The sequence below is a fragment of the Rhodococcus gordoniae genome (assembly GCF_001646655.1).
GTDB lineage: Bacteria > Actinomycetota > Actinomycetes > Mycobacteriales > Mycobacteriaceae > Rhodococcus > Rhodococcus gordoniae.
Window position 1 is genome coordinate 56,039 of the sequence record NZ_LPZN01000019.1, and the last position, 22,189, is coordinate 78,227.

The following is a 22,189-nucleotide window of genomic DNA, read 5'->3' on the forward strand; positions in this document are numbered from 1 at the left end:
TCGACGTCAGGACGAGAACGCGAGCCGGACCTGGGTCCGGCCGAGCACCCGCCTGTCGTCGACGGATACCGTGATATCGATGCGTGCGGTGCGCTCCGCCTCGTCGAGGTGGCCGACCTTCGCAGACACCGACAGGACGGCACCGTGCATCGGGTCGACCACCACGGGGCGCGTGAACCGTGTCTCGTAGGAGACGACCGCGGTGGGATCCCCGAGCCACTCCGTGACGGTCTGCAGGGCGAGGGCTGCGGTGAGCATTCCCTGACAGAGCACTCCGGGGAGCCCCTCACCGGCAGCGACGGCGTCGTCGTAGTGGATCGGGTTGAAGTCGCCCGAGGCTCCGGCGTAGCGAACCAGGTCGTTGCGGGTCACCGTCAGTTCGGTCTTCGCGATGATCGCACCGGCCTCGAGCTCGTCGAATCGTCGTGCGGTGCCGAGTGTCATGCGTCGTCTCCTCGGTGAAGCAATGTCGACGTGACCACCGCGACCAGATCGCCCGTGTGGTCCCGGATCTCGCAGACCGTGGACAGGATGTGGCTGCCGGCGCGTTCGGTGACCTCCGTGATGGTGAGCGTCGTGGTGAGATCGTCGCCGGCCACGATCGGGCGCCGGTGCTCGACCTTCTCCGATCCGTGCACCACCCGGTGCAGCTCGAGACCGGTACCCGGCGACTCCAGAAGCTGCGTCACCGAAGGGCTCTGGACGACGGTGGTGAAGGTCGTGGGAGCCACGACATCGGTGAAGCCGGCGGCTCGGGCTGCCTCCGGGTCGAGATGAATCGGATGCGTCGATCGGACGGCGCGGGCGAATTCCCGGATCTTCTCCCGGCCGACGAGATAGGACGTCGGCGGAAAAATGCGTCCGGCGAGGTCGGCGTTCAGCGGCATCAACGCAGCCTAACGGCGTGCGAGGCGGATCGGTGTCGTGTTCGTGACCTACACGAGGTGATCGCGTGGGGACCGCCCCGGAATCACGTGTTGCACCCTCGTGCCGCGACCTTCCATCGCTCGACCACCGTGCCACCGGAGACCGTGATCAACTCGTCCGCGAGATTGACGGCATTGCACACGTGATTGGGAATCACCTGCAGCCTCTGCCCGAGATCAGGGCGGGTGGACGGGTTCGGCCACTGCACCGTCGCGTGATGCTCCGACAACGCGGTGATGCGGGCCTCGGGCTCGCCGAGGATGCGTCCGTACCCGGTGGCCCAGGCGGCCCGATCGGCGCCGAGCACCTTCGAACCCGCATCGAGGACGACGATCTCGTCGCGAGCCGAGACGACGGTGGCAAGGACGGTCAGCGCGATGTCCGTTTCGCTCACCGCCCCGAGTTCGAGTTGCTGCGCATCACCGAAGACGTACACGCCGGGGCGCAATTCGGTTGCGACCGTGGGTACCTCGAGCAGCGCCGTAGGGGAGGAGCCACCGCTGATCACGGACGGCTCGATTCCGGCAGCGCGGAGCGACGCGGCGGCGGTTGCCAGTGCGCCGGCCTCCTCCCGGGCGGCGCTGCCCGGCGCGTCGGGTGCGTACGAGTGGCCGGGGAAGGTGAAGACACCGCGCACGTCGAGACCCGCCTCATGAGCCGCCTGTGCCACGGTTCCGGTCTGCTCGGGCATCACGCCCGTGCGGTGGTGACCGCTGTCGATCTCGATCACTACCCCGATCGTCGTGCCGGCATGTTCTACGAGCTGCCGGGCGCCGGTCTCGGAGTCGATCCCGACGGTGAGCCGCACCCGACCGGCCAGCGCGCGCAAGCGGGCACCGCGAGCCGCGTCGACCCACAGCGGATACGCGACGAACAGATCGTCGAAACCCGCATCTGCGAAGACTTCGGCCTCGGAGACGGTCGCGACGGTCAGGCCGCGGGCTCCGGCATCGAGTTGGCGACGCGCGATCTCGACGCACTTGTGCGTCTTCGCATGCGGTCGCAGCGACAGGCCTCTGGCGCGGGCGGATTCCGCCATGCGCGCGAGGTTGCGATCGAGGATGTCGCGGTCGACGAGCAGTGTCGGAGTGGTGTCGAGATCCATGGCCGAACCGTAGACGTTCGGGACCGGACATTTGGAGAGTGCACGACCTCTTTTTCGTGTTACCCTCCCCCCATGAGTGGTGCGGGTCACAATTCTGGGGATTTCGACGTCATCGTCCGGGGTGGTCTCTGGTTCGACGGGACGGGTGCGCCGGGCGTCATCCGTAACCTCGGCATCCGCGACGGTGTCGTCGTCACCGCGACTCCCGACGACCTGCCGGCCGGACCGGACACCGAGGTGATCGACGCGCACGGACGCTGGGTGATGCCCGGCTTCGTCGACACCCACACCCACTACGACGCCGAAGTGCTCGTGGGTCCGGGCCTGCCCGAATCGGTGCGGCACGGTGTCACGACCGTGCTCATGGGCAACTGCTCGATCTCGACGGTGTTCGTGCCGCCGGTCGACGCCGCCGACCTGTTCAGCCGCGTCGAAGCGCTCCCGCGCGAGCACGTCCTCTCGGCACTCGAGAAGTCCCGGACCTGGAGGACGCCCCGCGAGTACATCGAGGCGCTGAACACGTTGCCGCTCGGGCCGAACGTGACCGCCTTCGTCGGGCATTCGGATATCCGGGCGTCGGTGATGGGACTCGGGCGCTCCACGGAGGCGGCGAACCGGCCGACCCGCGCCGAACTCGCCGACATCGACGCGCGGGTCGAGGACGCCCTCGACGCGGGCTTCCTCGGCGTGTCCACGATGACGAACCCGTGGGACAAGATGGACGGCGACCGCTACCGTTCGCGCACCCTGCCGTCGACCCATGCGTCGTGGTCGGAATTCCGCCGCCTGCACAAGATTCTGCGTCGGCGCGGTCGCACCCTGCAGGCCGTGCCGAACCTGAACACCAAGTACGACGTCGCCTTCTTCGCGCTCGCCAGCACCGGCATCGGACGCAAGCCGATGAAAACGTCGGTGCTCGCAGCGGCCGATACCAAGGCCGAACGGTGGGTCAACCGCATCTTCGGTCCGATCGCGTTCGCGGCCAACCGGATCGGCAAGGGTGCCTTCCGCTGGCAGCACCTGCCCACGACCTTCGAGGTGTACTCCGACGGCATCGACCTCGTCGTCTTCGAGGAGTTCGGATCGGGCCGTGCCGCACTGCATCTGCAGGACGAACTCGCCCGCAACGACCTGCTGAGCGACGAGGCCTACCGTCGCTGGTTCCGGCAGGACTTCGAGAAGAAGTTCTCACCCCGGGTGTGGCACCGCGACTTCGACGACACCCGGATCGTCGAATGCCCCGACGCCTCGCTCGTCGGCCGGTCGATCGGCGACGTCGCGCGCGAGAGGAGACTGCACCCGGTCGACACCTTCCTCGACCTCGTCGTCGAGTACGGACGGAAGTTCCGGTGGCACACCGTGATCGCCAACGACCGCGCGAAAGTTGCGGACCGGCTCATCCGTACGCCCGGTGTCACCGTGGGATTCTCGGATGCCGGCGCCCACCTGCGGAACATGGCCTTCTACAACTTCGCGATCTGCCTGCTCCGCCGCGTCCACGACGCGGAGAAGAAGGGCGTCCACGACGCCGGGAAGGCGGGCAGGCCGTTCCTGACGCTGCCCGAGGCTGTCCACAAGCTCACCGGCGAACTGGGCGACTTCTACGGGATCGACGCCGGTTACCTGCGGGTGGGGGATCGTGCCGACTTCGTCGTCGTCGATCCTGCCGGGCTGAACGGCGACGTCGATGCCTATCACGAGGCTCCGCTCGCGGAGTTCGGTGGCATCCGCCGCATGGTCAACCGGAACGATCGCGCGGTGGCGGCGACGGCGGTCGCCGGGCGGGTGGTCTTCCGCGACGGCAGGTTCGTGCCCGGATACGGACGCACCGTCGGCACCGGCCGGTTCCTGCGCGCAGGGGTGGAAGAGCGGGGACCCGCGCCGATCCGCACCCCGGCGGGCGAGCCCGTCGCGTGAGTGCACCCGCCGTACGCCGTACCCAGCAGGAGCGCAGGGAGCAGACGATCGGTCGCATCCTCGACGCGACCATCGCCTCTCTCGCCGAGCTCGGCTACACCGCGACCACGATCGGCGAGGTGTGCCGGCGCTCGGGGGTGTCGTCCGGTGGGGTGTTCCGGCATTTCCCGACCCGGCTGGACCTGATGATCGCGGCGGCCGACGCCGTCCGGGAACGACAATTCGCGAACTTCCAGGCGGGACTCGAGGCACTCGGTGACGAGCGGGCGGACGCCGTCGAATCGGTGCGGGTGTGCCTCGAACTGCTGCGCACCGCGTGCCGGGCACCGATGAACGCCGCCTGGTACGAACTGCTCGGTGCCGCACGCACCGATGCGGCGCTGCGCGACCACCTGGCACCGATGGCGGAGCGATACCACGCCCAGATCGTGGATTTCGGCAGGTCGCTGCCGGTCGCGGCACGGTTCCCGTCCGACGTCTTCGACACCCTCCTGCTCTCGCTCGTCCACATGTTCGACGGCGAGGCACTCGCGTCGACGGTGCATCCGCAGCCGGAACTCGAGGAGCGACGGATCGACCTGATGGCCCGAATGTTGACGCTCGTCACATCTGACATAGGTTCGGATGATGAGCACTAATGGATCTGCTCCTCGGTGGTTCGTCGACGCCCTCGCTGCGCCCGTCGAGACGGGGAAGGTCGAGGTAGCCGGTGCGGCCATCGCCTACCGGGCGTGGGGCGAATCCGGCCGGGAAGGCGTCGTGCTGGTGCACGGCGGTATGGCGCATTCGGGATGGTGGGACCATATCGGCCCGCAGCTCGCGGCCGGTCGGCGCGTCGTCGCGCTCGACCTGAGCGGTCACGGCGACAGCGACCACCGCGAGCACTACACCCTGGAAGCGTGGACCGAGGAGGTCCTCGCGGCGGCCGAAGCCGGCGGGATCAGCGGCCCGCCGGTCCTGATCGGCCACAGCATGGGTGGGATCGTGTCGTTCGCGGCCTCGCACCTGCACGGCGACAGGCTCACAGGTGTGGTGATCATCGACTCGCCGATCCGCGACATGACGCCCGAGGAACTCGAGATGCGTGCGAAGGCCGTCGCGAGCGCGAGGTCGCCGAAGGTGTACGCCGCGGTGGAGGACGCCGTCTCGAGGTTCCGTCTCGTGCCGCCGCAGGACGACGCCGAACCCTACGTGCTCGAGCACATCGCCCGCGGGGCGCTGAAGCAGGTGGACGGGGGCTGGTCGTGGAAATTCGACAATCTCCGGATGGGCCGCGAGGGACGCCGTAGCCTCGAGGTGATGAACCCGGGATGTGCTGTCGCCTACTTCCGTTGCGAACGCGGCATCATCGACGATGCGCTCTACGGGCGGATCGTCGACAATCTGGGCCCGGATGCACTTCTGATCGATCTTCCGGCCTCGGGACACCATCCGATGATCGATCAACCGCTCGCTGTCGTCGCTGCAGCACGCACGCTGCTGGGAGCCTGGGGGAGATAACCGCATGAATCTGCTCCGACCGGTCGCTGTCCGTATCGGAGCGTTGCCGTGGCTGCCACGGTATTCACGGCCGATCATCGTGGTGGACAAGACCATCCAGCGCGTCACACGCGGCAGGGTGACCCTGCTCGCGATCGCGGGGCTGCCGTCTCTCGTCCTCACCGTGAAGGGCCGGAAGACCGGCGAACCGCGGTCCACACCCCTGCTGTGTGTGCCGCACGAGGGGAAATGGCTCGTGGTGGGGTCGAACTGGGGGCACCCGAAAGCACCGGCCTGGGCGGTCAACCTGCGCGCGGCCGACCGGGCCGAGGTGCTGTACGACGGGCACGAACATGCGGTGTCGGTGCGGGTCGCGGAAGGTGAGGAACGCGAGCGGCTGTGGCAGGTGCTGCTGCGGACGTGGCCGAACTACGCGCTGTACGCGAAGCGCACCGACCGGGTGCTCCCCGTGTTCGTTCTGACGCCGTTCGGATCCTGATCAGGGATCAGAAGGGGCGGTCGGCTTCCTCCACGCTCACCGGTCTGCGTCGTTCGCGCAACAGGTGCCGCGCCGCCCAGTCGAGCCAGAAACCGAGGAAACCGATCACGACGATCACGGCCATGACCTGGTCGTAGGCGAGCTGGTCGCGGGCGTTGAGGATCTGATAGCCCAGACCGGAACGCACACCGAGCATCTCGGCGGGGACGAGCACGACCCAGGCGATGCCGAGACCGACCCGCAGACCGGTCTGCACTTGTGCGCGGATGGCGGGCAGCACGACGGTGGTGAGCAGTTCGAGACGCGTCGCGCCGAACGACCGGGCGACCATCGGATAACCCTGGTCGATGCCGTGCACGCCGGCCGCCGTGTTGATGACGATCGGCCAGATCGCTGCGGCGGCGATGAGGAAGAAGACCGGCTGGTGCCCGATACCGAACAGCGCTACCGCGATCGGCGCCCAGGACAGCGGCGAGATCATCCGCAGGAACTGCATGATGGGCATCGTTGCGCGCTCGACCAGCGGGTTGAGTCCGATCAACAGCCCGAGCGGAATGCCGAGCGTGGCGGCGATCAGCAGACCCACCAGCAGGCGCCACAGGCTCGCGAGAGCGTCGGGCAGCAGGACACCGCGCGCGAGCAGATCCACGATCGCCGGGAAGACGTACTGCGGGGCGAACTCCCGGACGAGCGAATCCGGTGCGACGAGCACCGTCGTGACGAACCACCACAGAGCGACGGCGATGGCGATGGCGACGGCCTGGGGGACGAACGGCAACCGCCGGGCGGTGCGGGCGGCCTCCGGCGCCGTGCGGGTCGGGGCGCTCACGAAGGATCGACCTCCTCGGTGCGGGTGAGATCGGTGGGAAGGCCGAAGGCATCGGTGCCGTCGACGCGGGTGAGGGACGTGCGGACGAACCGGTCGTCGACGAGATCGCCGTGCACGGTCGCAGGATCGAGACGCGACAGGAAACGCGTGTCGCCGTCGACGACGGTGTCGTGCATCGCCTCGATCAGCGCCGCGGTGAAACTCGGGAACGGGAACGGTTGGTACCCGATACGCTGCGGCTGCCACTGCGGGTGCACAGTGCCGGCCTCGCGGTCGGGATAGGTGAGCGCCTCGGTGATCGCGGGCAGCGGCTGCGGCAGATAACCGGAGGACAGCATCGCGGCGGCGGCCCGACGGTCGGCACCGATCTGCACCTGGGCGGAGACCACCGAGTCGGTGAGGGCCTGGACGGCGACCGGGTCACGTTCGATCAGATCCTCGTGCACGAGCAGAGCGCAGCACGCATGGTCGCGCCAGACGTCGCCGAGGAAGCGATGGATCCGCCCCACCCCGCGGACCTCGGCGGCGGCGTTGAACGGATCGGCGACGGTGAACGCGGCGATGGACCCGTTCGCCAGGGCCGGGATCATGTCGGATGGTCCCATGACGACGAGTCCGACGGTGCGGGCGGACTTCGACGGAGCCTCCCGCACGACCGGTGTCAATCCGTGCGCCCGCAGCAGCTGTTGCAGGGCGATGTTGTGGATCGACCACCAGAAGGGGATCGCCACCTGCTGCCCGGCGAGATCGCTGAGGTCGGTGATGTGCGGCGCGACCGTCAGCGCCGAGCCGTTGGTGTGGTTCCAGCCGAGGATCCGCACGGAACTGCCCAGGCTGTACCGCAACTGGACCGCCATGGGCATGAGCAGGTGCACGACGTCGACGCGGCGGCTGACGAACGCCTCGGCGAGCGACGCCCAGCTGCGGAAGAGCACCGGCTTCGCCGCATCGACCACGCCGGCGGGATACAGACTCGACCCGTGCGCGACGAGCAGCGGTGCGGCGTCGGTGATCGGGAGGTAGCCGATGCGCAGCCGTCCCGTGCGGTTGGTGCGGTCGGCGGTCGCGGTGCGCGTGAGGTCGACGACACCGGCGACACCACCGGCAGCCGCAAGCCCGAGCGCACCGCGTATCAGGGTGCGACGGCTGAACAGACCCGGATCGGTCATGTCGTGGACAGCGACGAATCGCGGTAGTGCGCGAGGATCGCCGGGCGCAGAGCATCGCGGTCGAGTGCCGACATGTCGCCGAGCGTCCATTCCTGGTGCACCACACCCGAACTTCCGAACAGTGCGATGCGGTCGGCGAGTTCGAGCGCCTCGTCGATGTCGTGGGTGACGAGGACCGTCGTGAAACCGAGATCGCGCGCGAGTTCGCCGAGCCACGACCGCAGGTCGGATCGGGTGGCCGGGTCGAGGGCACTGAACGGCTCGTCGAGCAGCAGCAGCCGCGGACGCACCGCGACGGCGCGGATGACGGCGATGCGCTGGGCCTGACCTCCGGACAGCTGATCGGGGTAGTAGCCGGCGAGCGAGGAGAGACCGAAGCGTTCGAGGAGCGAATCGGCGTAGGTGGTGTCGAACCGCTCGCGGTGAGCGGCGAACCGCCCGCCGAAGGCGATGTTCTCGCGAACGGTCAGCCACGGCATCAGGAAGGGCTGCTGGAAGACCATTCCCGTGTGCGGACGATTGTCGCCCTCGGTGTCGGGCCAGTCGACGGAACCGCGGTCGAGGTGATCGAGACCCGCGACGATCCGCAGCAGCGTCGACTTGCCGCTCCCGCTGCTGCCGAGCACGACGAGGAACTCGCCGGTCGCGATGTCCAGATCCACTCCCTGCAGGACCGGGGCGCGGCGACCGGCGAAGCTCTTGTACCCGTTCGTTATTCGTACTGCGACAGTTCCCACCGCAGCTGTCCTTCCGACGGCGATTGAATGGGCAGGAAGGCCGCCTCGCGGAATCGGCGGTTGGTGGCGCTCGCCGTCGCGTATCCGGCACCGCCGCGCAGCGTCGCCTCGAGGCGGGTCGCGGCGACCGCGACGACCGAACCGTCGAGGCGCAGACGGATGAACTCTGCGGGAGCGATCGCGCCGGGGTCGGTGGCGAAACGGTACAGCCGTTCGCGCAGCGAGTCGTATCGGGCCGAGAGTTCTTCGTACTCACCGGTGAACTGTTCGCCGAGTCCGTGCAGGCGGCTTGCGGCCTCGGTGAGCGACGCGCGTGCGATGCCCACGCAGAACGAGGTCTGCAGCATCAGGAAGGTGGGCCGGATCGAGCCGCAGAAGCCGGCGAGGTTCTCGGTGAGGATGTGCGACTGCGGGATCCGCACACCGTCGAACTTCAGGGAGGTCGACGCCGTGGCACCCAGCGCGAGCAGTTCGGGTGAATCCGCGATGGTGATGCCGTCGGTGTCGGCGCGGACCACGGCGACGAGGCGATCCCCGTCCGCCGTGCGGGCCGGGAAGACGATCACCGAATCGGGAAAGACGTTGGACGCCCAATGGATCGGTCCGGTGACGGTGATCCCGTCGTCGGTCCGCTCGGCGACGAGGGGAAGTTCGCCGAGTCCGGCGAGGTGCTTGAGGGCCGCGGCCATGGCGGTGACGCCGATCGTGCGGCCGGACGCGAGATCGTCCCGATACCGGTCGCGCAGGAACTGCGGTGCGCGATCGATGTATTCGAGTGCCATGCGTTGTGCCCACAGCGAGAAGCCGACAGTGAGCGATGCGGCGGCGACCTCGTCGATGACCGCGACCATCTCGGAGAGACACTCCCCATCCAGCCCCTTGTGGAGCAGGCCCAGCTCGCCCGTGCGGGCGATGTCGGTGCGGACGTCGGTTTCTCCGCGATCGAGAGCGGCGGCGCGATCGCGTACGAATTCTGCGATCGCCGCGCGCTGGTGCTCGCTCGTTCGGTCAATGGCCGCGGTCATCGGGTGCTTATCCTTCGAGGGAGTGGAGACGGTCGATGGGGGTGCTGACGACCTCGCGGGCGCGGACGACCGCGGCCTCGTCGGGGGCGTTGTAGAAGCACAGGCACTTGTCCATGTCCTCGCGGACGTAGGTGCGCAGGAAGCTCACCTCGGGGACGTCGGCGTACTTCGGCGAGTTCGCCTTCTTGCGGGCGAGGTAGGTCTCCATGTCGATCGTGTCGGGGATGTCCCATTCGACGAGGTAACCGGCCTCGGGTCGGGTGGCCTTGATCTGATCGAGCTCGGCGCCGACGAGACGGACCTCGTTCGGCCCGACGATCTCCGCGACGTCGAGGGAGGCGGACTCGAGCTGGGCGGGGCGGCACGCGTCGAACTCGGCGATCGCGAACACGCGCGTGCCACCGGTGGTGACCTGCGATTCGATCAGTTCGCCGCCGGCGGCGACGACAGCGTCGCCGAAGGCCTTGATGGCGGCCTCGGCCCGGCCTTCGGTGGGGACGAGTTCGTAGAGATACAGCGACATGAGGTCACCTTCCGGGAAGTGGAATCGGAACTGTGACCGGTCCGGGCACGGCGGGTCGCCGTTCCGTCTTCGGACGAGGGGGCGACTACGGCATGCGGCACACGCGGGCGAGGCCGGTCAGAAAGGGGAGTGACAACACGCAGCAGTCGACACCCGCACGAGATCCACGTGCAGGCGTCGAGTCAGAAGGCTGTGTGTCACGTGCTCCACCGTACTGTGAATAGAACGGTCTGTCTATCGCGTCGTGTCCGTTACTCTGGGCTCGTGCGTACGTTTGCCGAGGATCGAGCGACCGGCACTCCGAAGGGGGCGGCCGAGCGAGCACCCTCCAAGCCCTCGCCCGCCACCCGTCTGCTCGACACGGCGAGCGCGCTCTTCGCCGAGCACGGTATCCGTGCGGTGGGGATCGACCGCATCCTCGCCGAGGCGGGCGTCGCCCGTGCGAGCCTCTACTCGTCGTTCGGGTCGAAGGACGCACTGGTGCTGGCGTATCTGGACGACCTCGACCGGCGCGACCGGCGGCGATGGCACGCCGCCGTCGAACCGCTCGACGATCCGATCACGAAGATCCTCGCCTTCTTCGATCTCGCGATGCAGTCGGCACCGAAGAAGAACTTCCGCGGATGCCAGTACGCCAACGCCGCGACGGAGTTTCCGCAAGAACGCCTCGAACCCGTACTCGCACACCGGGAATGGCTGAATTCGACGCTCGTCGACCTGCTGAATCTCGCCGGGGTGACCGAATCCGAGGTGGTGGCCGGGCGCGTGCAACTGATCTACGACGGTGCTTTGTCCGGCAGCAAGTTCGAGCACTCCGTCGAACCGATCCGGCTCGGCCGCGACATGGCTGCAGCGATCATCGAGACGCACCTCCCCCGCTGACCCGGGGTCCGCGTCGACCCGTGGACTCAGCCTGCCGAGTTGCTCCGCTGCTGTGTGCGCCGCTCCGTGGTGACGGAGGTTGCCGGCCGCGGGACGAGAGCGCGGAAACACACGCTCGCCAGGACGAAGGTGCCGAGCGTTCCCAGCACTGCGGCAATGCCCGTCGAACCGGGCCGGCCGTCGATCGTGTAGTCGGCGAGCGCACTGTCGGCGAGCCGGTGTTCCTCGACCTCCCGTGCCATGCAGTCGCCCGAGAGGGCCTCGGCGAGCGCGTCGATCTCGCAACCGCGCGTGGTGGCCACCTCGAGAGCGCCGGGAGTGTCGACGGCGAGCGGCGCCAGGATCCCGGCCACGACGAGCGTGGTGAACGCCAGCCCCACGAACAGCGTCCCGCGAGCGCGCGGATGCGGCGGTGGGGGCGGCGAGGCATTCGCGTCGAGAGGATCGACCGGCAGCCGCGTCAGATGGACCGATTCCGGGGAGACCCGCGCGACGGCGAGCACGACGGCGGCTGTCACCAGCCCTTCGACAACCCCGACCGGAACGTGGGTCGCATACAGGAATCCGATGTTCGACACCGGCACCGTGGAGGTGCCACCGAGTGCGTATTCGACGACGAAGCCCGTCACGGCGGCGAGGACGGAGACGAACCCACCGACGAACGAGACCAGGCCGAGCGTGACGACCGGCCGAACGCCGCGGTGTTCACACAGTGCGCGCAGTGCCGTGGCGGTGAGAAAACCGGCGGCGACCGCGACGAGCACCATGTTGGTGACATTGGCGCCCAACGCCGACAGGCCGCCGTCGGCGAAGACGAAGGCCTGCACCACCAGGACGATCGTCAGCGCGACCGCGCCCACGAACGGGCCGAGCAGGATCGCCGCGAGTGCGCCCCCCACGACATGCCCGCTGACCGCGGGCAGGACGGGTACGTCGACCACCTGCAGGGCGAACAGCAGGGCGCAGACCGCCGCTGCCGTCGGCACCGTCCGCTTGGTCAGATCGTTGCGCGCGTACCAGGCGGCGATGCTGATCCCGATCACGGCGATGACGAAGAACCACGCGGATGCGCGACCGGCGATCAGGCCGTCGCCCATGTGCAGGGCGAGGACGTCCGTGCCGGCGAACCCACTCGTATCGACCATCTCCGATGTCCCTCCCACCGACGGAGTGCTCTGCGGCGAAGGCTAGTACCGGCATCGGGGGAGGCGGAGCGTTTTCGAGAGCTCGGCGGGACGGGAGCCTGGGCAAAAAGTGAAACCCGTTCTATATTTGCGTCATGTACGAGTGGTCCGACACAGACCTCATGTTCCGCGATGCGCTTCGCGGTTTCATCGAGAAGGAAATCCGCCCGCACGTCGACAGTCTCGAATCGGGAGAACTGCCGCCGTACGACATCATCCGGAAGTTGTACGCGACTTTCGGCATCGACGAGATGGCCCGGGAGTCGCTCGACCATGCCCTCGCGAAAGAGGAACGCGGAGAGAAGTCTTCGGGATCGTCCGGTGGAACCGGCGGGTCGCCGGGGATGGCGGCGTTGCTCAACATCGAGATCGCCGGGGTGAGTCTCGGGCTCATCGCCTCGCTCGGCGTCAGCCTCGGCCTGACCGCGGGCACGATCCGCAGCCGCGGAACCCTCGCGCAGAAGAAGCGGTGGTTGCCGGAGTTGGTGACCTTCGAGAAGGTCGGCGCATGGGCTATCACCGAACCCGATTCGGGCTCCGATGCGTTCGGTGGGATGAAGACGACGGTGCGCCGCGACGGGGAGGATTACATCCTCAACGGGCAGAAGACCTTCATCACCAACGGTCCGTACGCCGATGTGATCATCGTGTACGCGAAACTCGACGAGGGGGATCCCTCGATCGATCGCCGCGACCGCAAAGTGCTCGCATTCGTGCTGGACAAGGGCATGGAGGGGCTCATCCAGAGCCCGCCGTTCAAGAAGATGGGCATGAATTCCTCGCCGACGGGCGAATTGTTCTTCGACAATGTGCGCCTGACCCGCGACCGCTTGCTGGGGGAGACCGAGGAGGGTGGCCGCAGCGACGGCAAGGACAGCGCGCGGGAGTCGTTCGCCGCCGAGCGCATCGGTATCGCCTATCTGGCCCTGGGCATCATCGAGCAGTGCCTGAAGCTGTGTACCGAGTATGCGAAGTCGCGGAAGCTGTGGGGCAAGGAGATCGCGCAGTTCCAGTTGATCCAGCTCAAGCTCGCCGAGATGGAGATCGCGCGGGTGAACGTCCGCAACATGGTCTTCAGTGCCATCGAACGCACGCAGGCGGGAAAGCCGGTGAGTCTGTCGGAGGCCTCCGCGATGAAGCTGTACTCGTCGCGGGCGGCGACCGAGGTGGCGATGGAGGCCGTGCAGTTGTTCGGCGGGAACGGATACATGGCCGAATATCGTGTCGAACAACTCGCCCGGGATGCGAAATCCCTGATGATCTACGCCGGTAGTAACGAAATTCAGGTAACACATATCGCGAAGGGATTGCTGGCGCAGTAACCTACGGATACAACCGCTCGAAATACGCAAAAAGGACAAATCTCGAGCGGGGGATGACAATTCACCCGATGTGTCGACTATTGTTCGCCATGAGCAAAGTTATGCCGGTCGCCGACGAGGGGAGCGACCGGTTCCAGAGGGGAATCCGAGCGGAAATCGGGGGAGCGATGTACGCGGAACGAAAGGGCGGCGAAAAGCCGCCGGTGACAACGGACGGCCGGAGCGCTCGTGCAGAGCGTACCCGGCAGGCCGTCATAGAGGCTCATATCGCGCTCATCCGAGCGGGAGAGCTCAAACCCACAGGGGCGCAGATCGCGTCGCGGGCCGGGGTGTCCCTGCGATCGTTGTGGGGACACTTCGGCGATCTCGAGACGTTGTTCGCCGCAACCGGAGCCGAACTGATGCGGCGCCAGGACGACGCCTACGAGCCGATCGATCCGTCGCTGCCGCTCGACGAACGGATCGATGCCTACTGCAGGCAGCGGGCAGAACTGCTCGAATACATCGCGCCGTTCGCGCGGTCGTCGGAGATTCGCGCCCCGTTCTCGCGCGAGCTGCAACGCAACCGCATGCGCTATCTCGACAGGGCGCGATACGAGATCAGGGCGCTGTTCGCCGACCAGCTCGAGGGCGTCGACGAGGCCGTCCGCGCCGACATCGAGAACCTGCTGGGCGTGTCCACGACGTGGCCGACCTGGGTCTCGCTGCGGGACGTGCTGCGCCTGCCCGTGCCGGAAGCCGTCGAGGTCATGAAACGGGCGGTGTCGGCGCTGCTGATGGAGGCCTCCGGCGCCGCCCGGAAGCAGACGGTCGCCCGCGCTGCGCAGGAGAAGGCCGCGATGGCGGTGCACCGGATCGCTCCGCAGTCCCGGACTGCCGCGACGATGGCGCCGCGCGAACAGGTCGTCGTCCCGGCCTGAACGGGCAACGCGCCGGTCAGCTCCAGCGGGCGCGTGCCGAGAGGAAGGCCTCGACCGCAGGTAGCGCGGCCGAGACCGTCTCGGCATGATCCACCCCACGCAGGATCGCGAGTCGCGCACCGGGCACGGTGCGCGACAACGCGCGGGTGTCCTCCACCCGCAGGCGATCGTCCGACCCGACGACGGCGAGGACGGGCACGTCGATGCCGGCGAGCGTGTCGTCGTCGATCCCCGATTCCCGATCCGACCGGCGGAAGTAGGCGGCGAGGGCACGCGCGTCGTTCTTCAGGAACGCCGAGCGTGTCGCAGGATCGACAGGCCTGCGACGTCGTTCCTCCCAGGCACGGACGAAACCGTCCATGCCGTCGCGTTCGAGCACGGCGACGGTGCCGGGGAAGAACATCGCGTCCATCGACCCCTCCTGGGGCCGGGCACTCCCACCGAGCAGGGTCAGGCTCGCGAGCCGCTCCGGCGCTGCGACGGCCAGTGCGAGACCCGCACGAGCACCGAAGGAATAGCCGACGTAGTGCGCCCGGTGGGCCCCTGCTGCGTCCAGGACGGCGAGTAGATCCCCGACGATCGCGTCCATGGCGTAGGCGTCCTCGTCGTGAGGGGTGTCGCTGCGGCCGTGTCCACGCAGATCGGGCATGATCAGCCGGAAATCCCTACCGAGCGCCGTCACGTAGCCGAATGCGCGCCATACCGCCGACGACAGGGCACTGCCGTGGACGAGCAGAACCGCCGGTGAATCCTCGGCGCCCGCCGTGGTGAACCGGATCCGGGTGCCGTCGGCGGGGTTCGTCGCGTGGCTCATTCCAGCAGTATGTCCGAACGGCTCACCCGCCGAGTTCGACCGACCGATCCACCTGCACCTCTTCGAGGAATCGCTCGTCGTGCGAGACCACCACGAGCGCACCGTTGTAGGCGCGCAGGGCCTGGGTCAGATGCGCGAGGCCGGCCAGGTCGAGGTTGTTGGTGGGCTCGTCCAGCAGGAGCAACTGCGGGGCGGGATCGGCCGCGAGCACGATCGCGAGCGCCGCCCGCAACCGTTCGCCGCCCGACAGCGCGCCTACGGGCACCTCGGCGTGACGGCCGCGGAACAGGAAGCGCGCCAGCCGTGCTCGCACCTGTTGCGGAGTCAGGTGCGGAGCGCGGTCCTCGGCGTTCTCCGCGACCGAACGGTCGTCGTCGAAGATGTCGAGGCGCTGTGGGAGCATTGCGAAGGGAACGAGCGGGCCCGCGTCGACGATGCGGTGGAGCAGGGTCGTCTTGCCCGACCCGTTGGGGCCGCGCAGTGCGATCCGCTCCGGTCCGACGATCTCGAGCGGTGCGTCCGCCACCCGCCGGCCGGGTGGGACCGCCGTTCCGGGCAGGTCGATGCGGATCTCCGGATCGTCGCGCACCGCGCTCTGCGCCCGATCGAGGTTCTCCCGCGCCGTACCGAGATCCTCCTCGTGCTCGCGGCGGAAACGTCCGGCGGATTCCTGCGCCTGCCGCTTGCGCGCGCCCATGACGATCTTGGGTTCGCGCTTCTGCTCGTACATCTTCTGCCCGTAGCGTTGCCGTCGGGCGATCGTGACGTGCGCCGCCGCCAGTTCGCGTGCCTGGCGCCGCACGTCGTTGCGGGCGTCCCGCACCGCGGCCCGCGCCGCCTCCTGTTCCTCCGCGACGATCCGTTCGTACTCGCCGAAACCACCGCCGAACAGGCGCAACGACCCGTTGTGCAGTTCGGCGATCGAATCCGTCCCCTCGAGCAGTTCCCGGTCGTGCCCGGCGACCAGCACCGTACCGGGGAACCGGTCGAGCGCGTCCTGCAGCCGCGCACGGCCGTCGGCGTCGAGATTGTTCGTCGGCTCGTCGAGCAGCAGCACGTCCGGTTCGTCGAGCAGACGTGCGGTGAAGGCGAGCAGCACGGTCTCTCCGCCGGAGAGCTGACCGACGGTGCGGTCGAAATCGTCGGTACCGGAAAGGATCCGGTCGAGACCCACGCGATGCATGAGCGCGAGCGCGCGGTCCTCGATGTCCCACCGGTCGCCGACGATCTCGAAGTCCCGATCGTCGATCGATCCGGATTCGATGCGTCGCAAAGACTTTCGGATTTCGCCGATGCCGAGGACGGAATCGACCGGCACCGCCGGATCGAGCGTGACGTCCTGAGGGAGGTAGGCGACCCGCCCCCGTACGGTGGACGAACCCGAGGTCGGACGGAGTTCGCCCGCGATCAACCGGAGCAGAGTGGTCTTCCCGCTTCCGTTACGGCCCACCAGGCCGATCCGCCCGGCCGGGACGACGGCATCGAGATCCTGTACGGCGGGGGTGCCGTCCGGATGGACGTAGGAGAGTGCGGACAGCGTGATACCGGATGAAGACAAGGTGGCTCCCGAAGGGTGAGGGTCGGCTGCGCGAATGCGCGGGGACGGAACCGCTCACAGGAGCAACGGACTTCTCCGATCGACGGGTACGGGATGCGGACACCATGGTGGATCCTGCACCGTCCGGGATGCAACCGAATATTTCACCCCGGCGCCTACCTGCGGTAACAGGCACGGGACCGAAAGTGCAGGCATGATCGGGACCGTGCGGATCCGACTGCTGACCCTGGGTGTCGCGACAGCGACGGTGCTGTCGCTGCCTGCGTGCGCGACCGGCCCCGATCAGCCGGAGACGATCGCGGAGGAATTCGCGGCCGCACTCGATGCGGGCGACGTCGCGGGGGCGGCCGCGCTGACCACCGACCCGGCGGCGGCGGAAACCACCATCGGCGCCCTCTTCGAGGGGCTCGGCAACGACGATCCCTCCGTGAGTGTCGCGGGGACGGGCGACGGCGACACCTTCGACCTCGACGTGAGGTGGACCTTCGGTGAGGGCCGCGACTGGTCGTACCGGACCACCGGCAGCGCGACGGAGGATCCGGGGGCCGACGCGTGGCGCGTCCGCTGGGATCCCGCCGTGCTCTCGCCGGAGCTGGCGGGCGGCGCGTCGCTGCAGTACCTGACCACGGCCGGTGCCCCGCCGACGATCTTCGACCGGGCCGGGCAGCCGCTCATGGGGGAGCAGGTCGTCACCGTCGTGAACCTCGACGCCACCGCCGACCCGGCTGCGGTCGCGCCCGTGCTGGCCACGGTCGTCCCGACCATCACGGCAGAGAGCCTCATCGAGCAGGTCGCGGCGGCCGGTGGCGGTGCCGCGGGGGTCATCACCCTGCGTGAGGACGACCTCGCACTCATCGAGGAGCGCCTCGCCGCGCTGCCCGGCGTGACGCTCGTGCCGCAGACCCGTCTGCTCACCACCGAACGTGCTCTCGCCTCGCCCGTGTGGTCCGGTCTCGCCGAACTCTGGCAGGAAGGGCAGGACGCCTCGGCGGGCTGGGTGGTCCGGCGGGTCGCGGCGGACGGTGCCACCACTCGGGTCGCAGGGGAGTCGGGACCGGAGGCCCCCGACCTGACCAGCACGATCGACCTCGGCCTGCAGCGACGGGCCGAGGAGGTCCTCGCGACCTTCGACACTCCCGCGGTGATCGTCGGGATCGAGCCCGCGACGGGCGCGATCCGCACGATGGCCCAGAACGAGGCGGCCGACGCCGAGGGCCCGGTGGCCGCGACGGGTCTCTACCCGCCGGGTTCGACATTCAAGGTGGTGACGACGGCGGCAGCGCTCGGTGCCGGTCTCGCCGAACCGGGCACCGTGCTGCCCTGCCCGGGGGTCGCCTCGATCGGCTCGCGCACGATTCCGAACGACGAGAACTTCGACCTCGGGTCCGTGCCGCTGCACACCGCGTTCGCGTTCTCGTGCAATACCACCATGGGGCGGCTCGCCCTGGATCTGCCTCCCGAGGCGCTGCGCGCGACGGCCGAACGGCTCGGTCTCGGCATCGATTACGTCACGCCCGGTCTCGTCACGGTCACGGGTGATGTGCCGGTCGCCGACACCGATGCCGCCCGCGTGGAAGCAGCGATCGGGCAGGGAGAGGTGACGGCGTCGCCGTTCGGGATGGCGCTGGTCGCGGCCTCGGTCGCGAACGGCCGGACACCGGCTCCGATGCTCGTCGAAGGGCAGCCGGCCACGCCGGATCGGGACGCCGAACCGGTGCCGGAGAACGTGCTCGCGGCACTGCGAGAGATGATGCGCGAGACTGTGATCGAGGGTACAGCCGGTACGTTGCGCGACATTCCCGATCTGACGGGGAAGACGGGGACGGCGGAGTACGGTGACAACGTCGGGGCGCACGGCTGGTTTATCGGCTCACAGGATAATCTTGCCTTCGCGGTGTTCGTGGCAGGGGCGGACGGCTCGGCCCCCGCAGTCGAAGCGGCGGGGCGATGGCTGAGGGGGTAGGGCGCGTGGCGCAATTGTGATCGGTTCGTACACAACGCGTGCTGGTATCTCGTGTGACTGAAGTGAAGGTTGTTACATATGAGATTTCGTGAGTGGCGGGGGAAACGAGGGCGTATCGTCGCGCTCGCCGTATGCCTCGTCGTGGCTGTCGTCGCTCTGACGACAGTTGTGTTCTCGGATTCTCGAAGCGAGGCGCAACGCCTCGTCGACGACTTCGTCGCCGCCCTCGACGATCGGGATGCAGCCGCAGCGGCTGCCCTGACCTCCTACCCGAACGCGGCGGAGGAAACGATCGCGCAGATGTACGACGGCCTGTCCGACGGCACCGTCGACTACGACGTCACCCAGCTCGTCGAACTCAACGACGAGTCGGGATACTTCACCCTCTCCGGCGGATGGAACTTCGGCGAAGGCAAGGACTGGTCGTACCAGGTCACCGGAGCGGTACGGAAGCTCGCCGTCGGCTGGCGCGTGTCCTGGGACCCGGAGGTCGTCGTACCCGACCTGTCGGCCGGGCGCACCGTCCACCACGTGCGCACCGACGCCGCGCCGCCGAAGATCTTCGACCGCACCGGCCGTCTCCTCATGGAGGAGCAGACCATCAACGCCGTGGTGCTCGATCCGACGGCGATGCCCGATCCCGCCGGCACCACCAACCGCCTGGCCGCGGTTCTCGCGCCGGTCGCACCCGTCGTCACCGCTCAGCTGATGCAGGAGCGGATGGACGAGAACCCCGGCAACCGGGTCACCGCGGTCAAGCTCCGCGACCAGGACTACCAGTTCCTCGAGGACGACATCGTGTCCATCCCGGGTGTCGAGGTGCTCACCACCCCCACCCTGATCAGCGCCGATCGCCGGATCTCCACACCCCTGCTCGATTCGCTGCGCTCGGCCTGGCAGCTCGAACGCGACCGGACGGCAGGCTGGGCGGTCACGCTCGAGGATCCCGAGAGCGGCCCGATCCAGGTGGCCGGTTTCCAGGGCCCGCCGCCTCCGGATCTGCAGGCGACCGTCGACTCCCAGGTGCAGCTCGCCGCGAAGGAAGCGGTCGTGACCGCGGGTACGCCGGCCGCGGTGGTCGCCATCCAGCCGTCGACCGGCGGCATCCTCGCCGCCGACGTCAACAACTGGGCCATGGAACTCGGCCCGGTGCTCACCCACGGTCTCTACCCCGCCGGAGGTGTCCTCGATCCGCTCCGGCTGGCAGCCGGCCTCGAGCGCGGAGTCGACCCGAACGACGTGAGCTCGGACGACATCGCCACGACGGCCCGCAGCCTCGGGCTCGGCGTCGACTACGAGGTACCGGGCTTCGAATTCGAGACCGCGCAGATCGGGCACAATCCCTCCGGAGTGGTCCAGTTCGCCGGATCGGACTCCGACGAGAACCTGATCACCCCCCTCGGGGCCGCGGTGCTGGCCGCCTCCGTGGCTCGGGGCAGCGCCGCTGTCCCCACGATCGTCCAGGGGCAGGAGACCGTCGTCCACGACGCCCCCGAAGCGCTGCCCGGCTCTGTGATCGACGCTCTGCGCGGCATGATGATCGACAACGTGCAGAACGGTCCCGCGTCCTACCTCCGCGGCCACGCCGGTCTCGCGGGTATCGCCGCGGCGAGCGGCGACGACCGGTGGTTCTTCGGTTACACCGGTGGCGACCTGGCCTTCGCGGTCTTCGTCGCCGATGCGGACGGTGGCGACCGCGCGATCAAGATGGCCGACACCTTCCTGCGCAAGCTGGGCGAACCGCTCGTCGGAGACTGATCCGCCGCGCTCGGTACACCGAGGGCGATCGGGACCGCCCCCGGCCGCGTGGCCGAGGGCGGGTGCCCGAGTCGGTGTCTACTGCACGCCGTGCATGAGCTTCTTGATGCGCGGCGAGAACAGGGCGAGCACGACACCCACCGCGATCGACGCTCCGCCGATCCACAGGTAGTACGGCACCTCGTCGGTCTCGTCGTAGAACCCGGCGAGAGTACCGGCCATGGCCGTACCGCAGGCGACGGACAGGTAGAACAACGCGACCATCTGCGTGTGGAAGTTCTTCGGCGCGAGTTTCGTCGACAGTGACAGTCCGACAGGGGACAGGAACAACTCGGCGAAGGTGAACAGCAACAGGATGAAGACCAGCCCGAGCAGGGGAGCGCTGTTGGCACCGCCCCCGGCCATGGGGATGAAGCACAGGAATGCGATGCCCATGATGATCGTGCCGGCCGCGAACTTGATGGGCGACGACGGCTGGCGCGGTCCGAGCTTGGTCCACACGGCGGCGAAGACACCCGCGAACAGGATGATGAAGACGGGGTTGATCGACTGCACCCAGGACGGGGGGAACTCCCACCCGAACAGGTCGCGGTTCAGGCGCGTGTCGGCGTAGACGGCGACCATCGTGAACTGCTGCTGGAAGAGCGACCAGAAGACGGCGCTCGCGATGAACATCGGGATGAACGAGAGCACCCGGCTGCGCTCGATCGACGTGATCTGCTTGCTCGTCAGCATGACGACGAAGTAGGAGACGGTCGCGACGAGCGTCAGGACGACGACGATGTCGGACATGTTGCTCGTCGTGACGAGGCCGGTGAGCGCGGCGACCGCGATGAGGACCACGGCGATCAGGCCGATCCCGGCCGCCTTGGTGCGTGTCTCGGCCGGCAGGGGATGCGGCGGCACCTTGCCGATCTCGCCGAGGTGCTTGCGGTAGATCGTGTACTGCAGCAGACCGAGGAACATACCGACTGCGGCGAGACCGAAGCCCCAATGGAAGCCGTGGCGATCGGCCAGGAAGCCCGTGAGCAACGGGCCGACGAGCGCGCCGAGGTTCACACCCATGTAGAAGATGGAGAAACCGGCGTCGCGTCGAGGATCCTGCTCGTCGTAGAGATCGCCGACGATCGACGTCGCCGTGGCCTTGAGACCACCGCTACCGAAGGCGACCAGCACCAGGCCTACCCCGACCCCGACGAAACCGGGCAGGACGGCGAGCGCGATATGGCCGAACATGATGAGCACGGCACTGTAGAACAGGGTGCGTTCGGAACCGAGCAACCGGTCGGCGATCCATGCCCCGAGAATCGTCGACAGATAGACCGTGCCGCCGTAGGCGCCGACGATGGAGGTCGCGGCCACCTGGCTGATCCCCAACCCACCCTCGGATGCCGAGTAGTACAGGTAGTAGATCAGGATGCCCTGCATGCCGTAGAAGGAGAATCGCTCCCACATCTCGACACCGAACAGATTGGCCAGGGGCAGGGGCTGGCCGAAGAACCGATGGTCGGATCGGGACCCGGTCAGGGTGGGTGGTTCCAGCGTGGACATGATCTCCACTGTTGCACCGCGGAGGGC

At 68.2% G+C, this 22,189-nt stretch carries 22 protein-coding genes; 9 read left to right on the top strand and 13 right to left on the bottom strand.

Annotated elements, in window-relative coordinates; genetic code table 11:
• Positions 1-6 precede the first annotated feature (6 nt).
• The 3 genes from A8G18_RS11235 to A8G18_RS11245 form a co-directional block, all read right to left on the bottom strand.
• Positions 7-444, bottom strand: coding sequence for a MaoC/PaaZ C-terminal domain-containing protein (locus tag A8G18_RS11235; protein ID WP_016931607.1), 438 nt, complete (start codon positions 442-444; stop codon positions 7-9).
• The gene (locus A8G18_RS11240; protein ID WP_016931606.1) at positions 441-887 is read right to left on the bottom strand and encodes an FAS1-like dehydratase domain-containing protein; all 447 of its coding nucleotides are present in this window, start codon (positions 885-887) and stop codon (positions 441-443) included. Before A8G18_RS11240 ends, A8G18_RS11235 begins: the two co-directional genes overlap by 4 nt.
• 83 nt (positions 888-970) lie before the next feature.
• Positions 971-2,032, bottom strand: coding sequence for a D-TA family PLP-dependent enzyme (locus A8G18_RS11245; protein ID WP_064063939.1), 1,062 nt, complete (start codon positions 2,030-2,032; stop codon positions 971-973).
• Positions 2,033-2,104: 72 nt separating this feature from the next.
• Here A8G18_RS11245 and A8G18_RS11250 point away from each other — a divergent pair, with 72 nt between their 5' ends.
• From A8G18_RS11250 to A8G18_RS11265, 4 genes are read left to right on the top strand one after another with little or no spacing between them, the layout of a single operon-like run.
• The gene (locus tag A8G18_RS11250; RefSeq protein WP_064063940.1) at positions 2,105-3,949 is read left to right on the top strand and encodes an N-acyl-D-amino-acid deacylase family protein; all 1,845 of its coding nucleotides are present in this window, start codon (positions 2,105-2,107) and stop codon (positions 3,947-3,949) included.
• Positions 3,946-4,587: a TetR/AcrR family transcriptional regulator gene (locus tag A8G18_RS11255; RefSeq protein WP_064063941.1), complete on the top strand. Its 642-nt coding sequence runs from the start codon at positions 3,946-3,948 to the stop codon at positions 4,585-4,587. The genes A8G18_RS11250 and A8G18_RS11255 overlap by 4 nt, the downstream gene beginning before the upstream one ends.
• On the top strand, positions 4,574-5,449 hold the full coding sequence (locus tag A8G18_RS11260) for an alpha/beta fold hydrolase (RefSeq protein ID WP_064063942.1): 876 nt from the start codon (positions 4,574-4,576) through the stop codon (positions 5,447-5,449). The genes A8G18_RS11255 and A8G18_RS11260 overlap by 14 nt, the downstream gene beginning before the upstream one ends.
• A gap of 4 nt (positions 5,450-5,453) precedes the next feature.
• Positions 5,454-5,927, top strand: a complete 474-nt coding sequence (locus A8G18_RS11265) for a nitroreductase family deazaflavin-dependent oxidoreductase (protein ID WP_064063943.1) — start codon at positions 5,454-5,456, stop codon at positions 5,925-5,927.
• A 7-nt stretch (positions 5,928-5,934) separates the two neighbouring features.
• Here A8G18_RS11265 and A8G18_RS11270 read toward each other — a convergent pair whose 3' ends face one another.
• The 6 genes from A8G18_RS11270 to A8G18_RS23665 all read right to left on the bottom strand — a co-directional run bounded on the left by A8G18_RS11270 (position 5,935) and on the right by A8G18_RS23665 (position 10,420).
• On the bottom strand, positions 5,935-6,705 hold the full coding sequence (locus A8G18_RS11270; protein WP_425337698.1) for an ABC transporter permease: 771 nt from the start codon (positions 6,703-6,705) through the stop codon (positions 5,935-5,937).
• A 47-nt stretch (positions 6,706-6,752) separates the two neighbouring features.
• The gene (locus A8G18_RS11275; protein ID WP_064063945.1) at positions 6,753-7,925 is read right to left on the bottom strand and encodes an ABC transporter substrate-binding protein; all 1,173 of its coding nucleotides are present in this window, start codon (positions 7,923-7,925) and stop codon (positions 6,753-6,755) included.
• On the bottom strand, positions 7,922-8,662 hold the full coding sequence (locus A8G18_RS11280; protein WP_026002746.1) for an ABC transporter ATP-binding protein: 741 nt from the start codon (positions 8,660-8,662) through the stop codon (positions 7,922-7,924). The genes A8G18_RS11275 and A8G18_RS11280 overlap by 4 nt, the downstream gene beginning before the upstream one ends.
• On the bottom strand, positions 8,638-9,687 hold the full coding sequence (locus A8G18_RS11285) for an acyl-CoA dehydrogenase family protein (RefSeq protein WP_064063946.1): 1,050 nt from the start codon (positions 9,685-9,687) through the stop codon (positions 8,638-8,640). Before A8G18_RS11285 ends, A8G18_RS11280 begins: the two co-directional genes overlap by 25 nt.
• A gap of 7 nt (positions 9,688-9,694) precedes the next feature.
• Entirely contained in the window at positions 9,695-10,210 is a 516-nt protein-coding gene (locus tag A8G18_RS11290; RefSeq protein ID WP_064063947.1) for a DUF4242 domain-containing protein, read from the bottom strand.
• A gap of 117 nt (positions 10,211-10,327) precedes the next feature.
• Positions 10,328-10,420: a putative leader peptide gene (locus A8G18_RS23665; protein WP_371053807.1), complete on the bottom strand. Its 93-nt coding sequence runs from the start codon at positions 10,418-10,420 to the stop codon at positions 10,328-10,330.
• 54 nt (positions 10,421-10,474) lie between these two features.
• Here A8G18_RS23665 and A8G18_RS11295 point away from each other — a divergent pair, with 54 nt between their 5' ends.
• Positions 10,475-11,092, top strand: coding sequence for a TetR/AcrR family transcriptional regulator (locus tag A8G18_RS11295; protein WP_064063948.1), 618 nt, complete (start codon positions 10,475-10,477; stop codon positions 11,090-11,092).
• Between the two features lie 26 nt (positions 11,093-11,118).
• Here the strand turns inward: A8G18_RS11295 and A8G18_RS11300 are convergent, their stop codons facing one another.
• Positions 11,119-12,237 (bottom strand): energy-coupling factor ABC transporter permease, encoded by a 1,119-nt coding sequence (locus tag A8G18_RS11300; RefSeq protein WP_064063949.1) that lies wholly within the window; start codon positions 12,235-12,237, stop codon positions 11,119-11,121.
• A 134-nt stretch (positions 12,238-12,371) separates the two neighbouring features.
• Here A8G18_RS11300 and A8G18_RS11305 point away from each other — a divergent pair, with 134 nt between their 5' ends.
• Complete coding sequence (locus A8G18_RS11305) at positions 12,372-13,598, top strand: acyl-CoA dehydrogenase family protein (protein ID WP_064063950.1); 1,227 nt, start codon at positions 12,372-12,374, stop codon at positions 13,596-13,598.
• A 167-nt stretch (positions 13,599-13,765) separates the two neighbouring features.
• A complete protein-coding gene (locus tag A8G18_RS11310; RefSeq protein ID WP_245207842.1) occupies positions 13,766-14,518 on the top strand; it encodes a TetR/AcrR family transcriptional regulator in 753 nt (250 codons plus the stop codon).
• Between the two features lie 16 nt (positions 14,519-14,534).
• On the opposite strand, the gene A8G18_RS11315 is transcribed toward A8G18_RS11310, so the two are convergent.
• Together A8G18_RS11315 and A8G18_RS11320 are read right to left on the bottom strand one after the other, a co-directional pair.
• Entirely contained in the window at positions 14,535-15,332 is a 798-nt protein-coding gene (locus A8G18_RS11315; protein WP_064063952.1) for an alpha/beta fold hydrolase, read from the bottom strand.
• A 22-nt stretch (positions 15,333-15,354) separates the two neighbouring features.
• A complete protein-coding gene (locus A8G18_RS11320) occupies positions 15,355-16,890 on the bottom strand; it encodes an ABC-F family ATP-binding cassette domain-containing protein (RefSeq protein ID WP_064063953.1) in 1,536 nt (511 codons plus the stop codon).
• A 193-nt stretch (positions 16,891-17,083) separates the two neighbouring features.
• On the opposite strand from A8G18_RS11320, the gene A8G18_RS11325 reads away from it, so the two are divergent.
• Complete coding sequence (locus A8G18_RS11325) at positions 17,084-18,853, top strand: penicillin-binding transpeptidase domain-containing protein (protein ID WP_064063954.1); 1,770 nt, start codon at positions 17,084-17,086, stop codon at positions 18,851-18,853.
• Between the two features lie 78 nt (positions 18,854-18,931).
• Positions 18,932-20,611, top strand: a complete 1,680-nt coding sequence (locus tag A8G18_RS11330; RefSeq protein ID WP_064063955.1) for an NTF2-like N-terminal transpeptidase domain-containing protein — start codon at positions 18,932-18,934, stop codon at positions 20,609-20,611.
• Positions 20,612-20,689: 78 nt separating this feature from the next.
• Here A8G18_RS11330 and A8G18_RS11335 read toward each other — a convergent pair whose 3' ends face one another.
• Positions 20,690-22,162 carry a peptide MFS transporter gene (locus tag A8G18_RS11335; RefSeq protein WP_064063973.1) on the bottom strand — a complete coding sequence of 491 codons (1,473 nt, stop codon included), beginning with the start codon at positions 22,160-22,162 and terminating at the stop codon, positions 20,690-20,692.
• Positions 22,163-22,189 lie beyond the last annotated feature (27 nt).

Bases quoted from the DNA above. Each gene is read 5' to 3' on its own strand.
- A8G18_RS11265 (WP_064063943.1), top strand. From the start codon at position 5,454: ATGAATCTGCTCCGACCGGTCGCTGTCCGTATCGGAGCGTTGCCGTGG.
- A8G18_RS11240 (WP_016931606.1), bottom strand. From the start codon at position 887: ATGCCGCTGAACGCCGACCTCGCCGGACGCATTTTTCCGCCGACGTCC.
- A8G18_RS11325 (WP_064063954.1), top strand. From the start codon at position 17,084: ATGATCGGGACCGTGCGGATCCGACTGCTGACCCTGGGTGTCGCGACA.
- A8G18_RS11245 (WP_064063939.1), bottom strand. From the start codon at position 2,032: ATGGATCTCGACACCACTCCGACACTGCTCGTCGACCGCGACATCCTC.
- A8G18_RS11315 (WP_064063952.1), bottom strand. From the start codon at position 15,332: ATGAGCCACGCGACGAACCCCGCCGACGGCACCCGGATCCGGTTCACC.
- A8G18_RS11260 (WP_064063942.1), top strand. From the start codon at position 4,574: ATGATGAGCACTAATGGATCTGCTCCTCGGTGGTTCGTCGACGCCCTC.
- A8G18_RS11335 (WP_064063973.1), bottom strand. From the start codon at position 22,162: ATGTCCACGCTGGAACCACCCACCCTGACCGGGTCCCGATCCGACCAT.
- A8G18_RS11305 (WP_064063950.1), top strand. From the start codon at position 12,372: ATGTACGAGTGGTCCGACACAGACCTCATGTTCCGCGATGCGCTTCGC.
- A8G18_RS11275 (WP_064063945.1), bottom strand. From the start codon at position 7,925: ATGACCGATCCGGGTCTGTTCAGCCGTCGCACCCTGATACGCGGTGCG.
- A8G18_RS11330 (WP_064063955.1), top strand. From the start codon at position 18,932: ATGAGATTTCGTGAGTGGCGGGGGAAACGAGGGCGTATCGTCGCGCTC.
- A8G18_RS11290 (WP_064063947.1), bottom strand. From the start codon at position 10,210: ATGTCGCTGTATCTCTACGAACTCGTCCCCACCGAAGGCCGGGCCGAG.
- A8G18_RS11250 (WP_064063940.1), top strand. From the start codon at position 2,105: ATGAGTGGTGCGGGTCACAATTCTGGGGATTTCGACGTCATCGTCCGG.
- A8G18_RS11285 (WP_064063946.1), bottom strand. From the start codon at position 9,687: ATGACCGCGGCCATTGACCGAACGAGCGAGCACCAGCGCGCGGCGATC.
- A8G18_RS11235 (WP_016931607.1), bottom strand. From the start codon at position 444: ATGACACTCGGCACCGCACGACGATTCGACGAGCTCGAGGCCGGTGCG.
- A8G18_RS11310 (WP_245207842.1), top strand. From the start codon at position 13,766: ATGTACGCGGAACGAAAGGGCGGCGAAAAGCCGCCGGTGACAACGGAC.
- A8G18_RS11300 (WP_064063949.1), bottom strand. From the start codon at position 12,237: ATGGTCGATACGAGTGGGTTCGCCGGCACGGACGTCCTCGCCCTGCAC.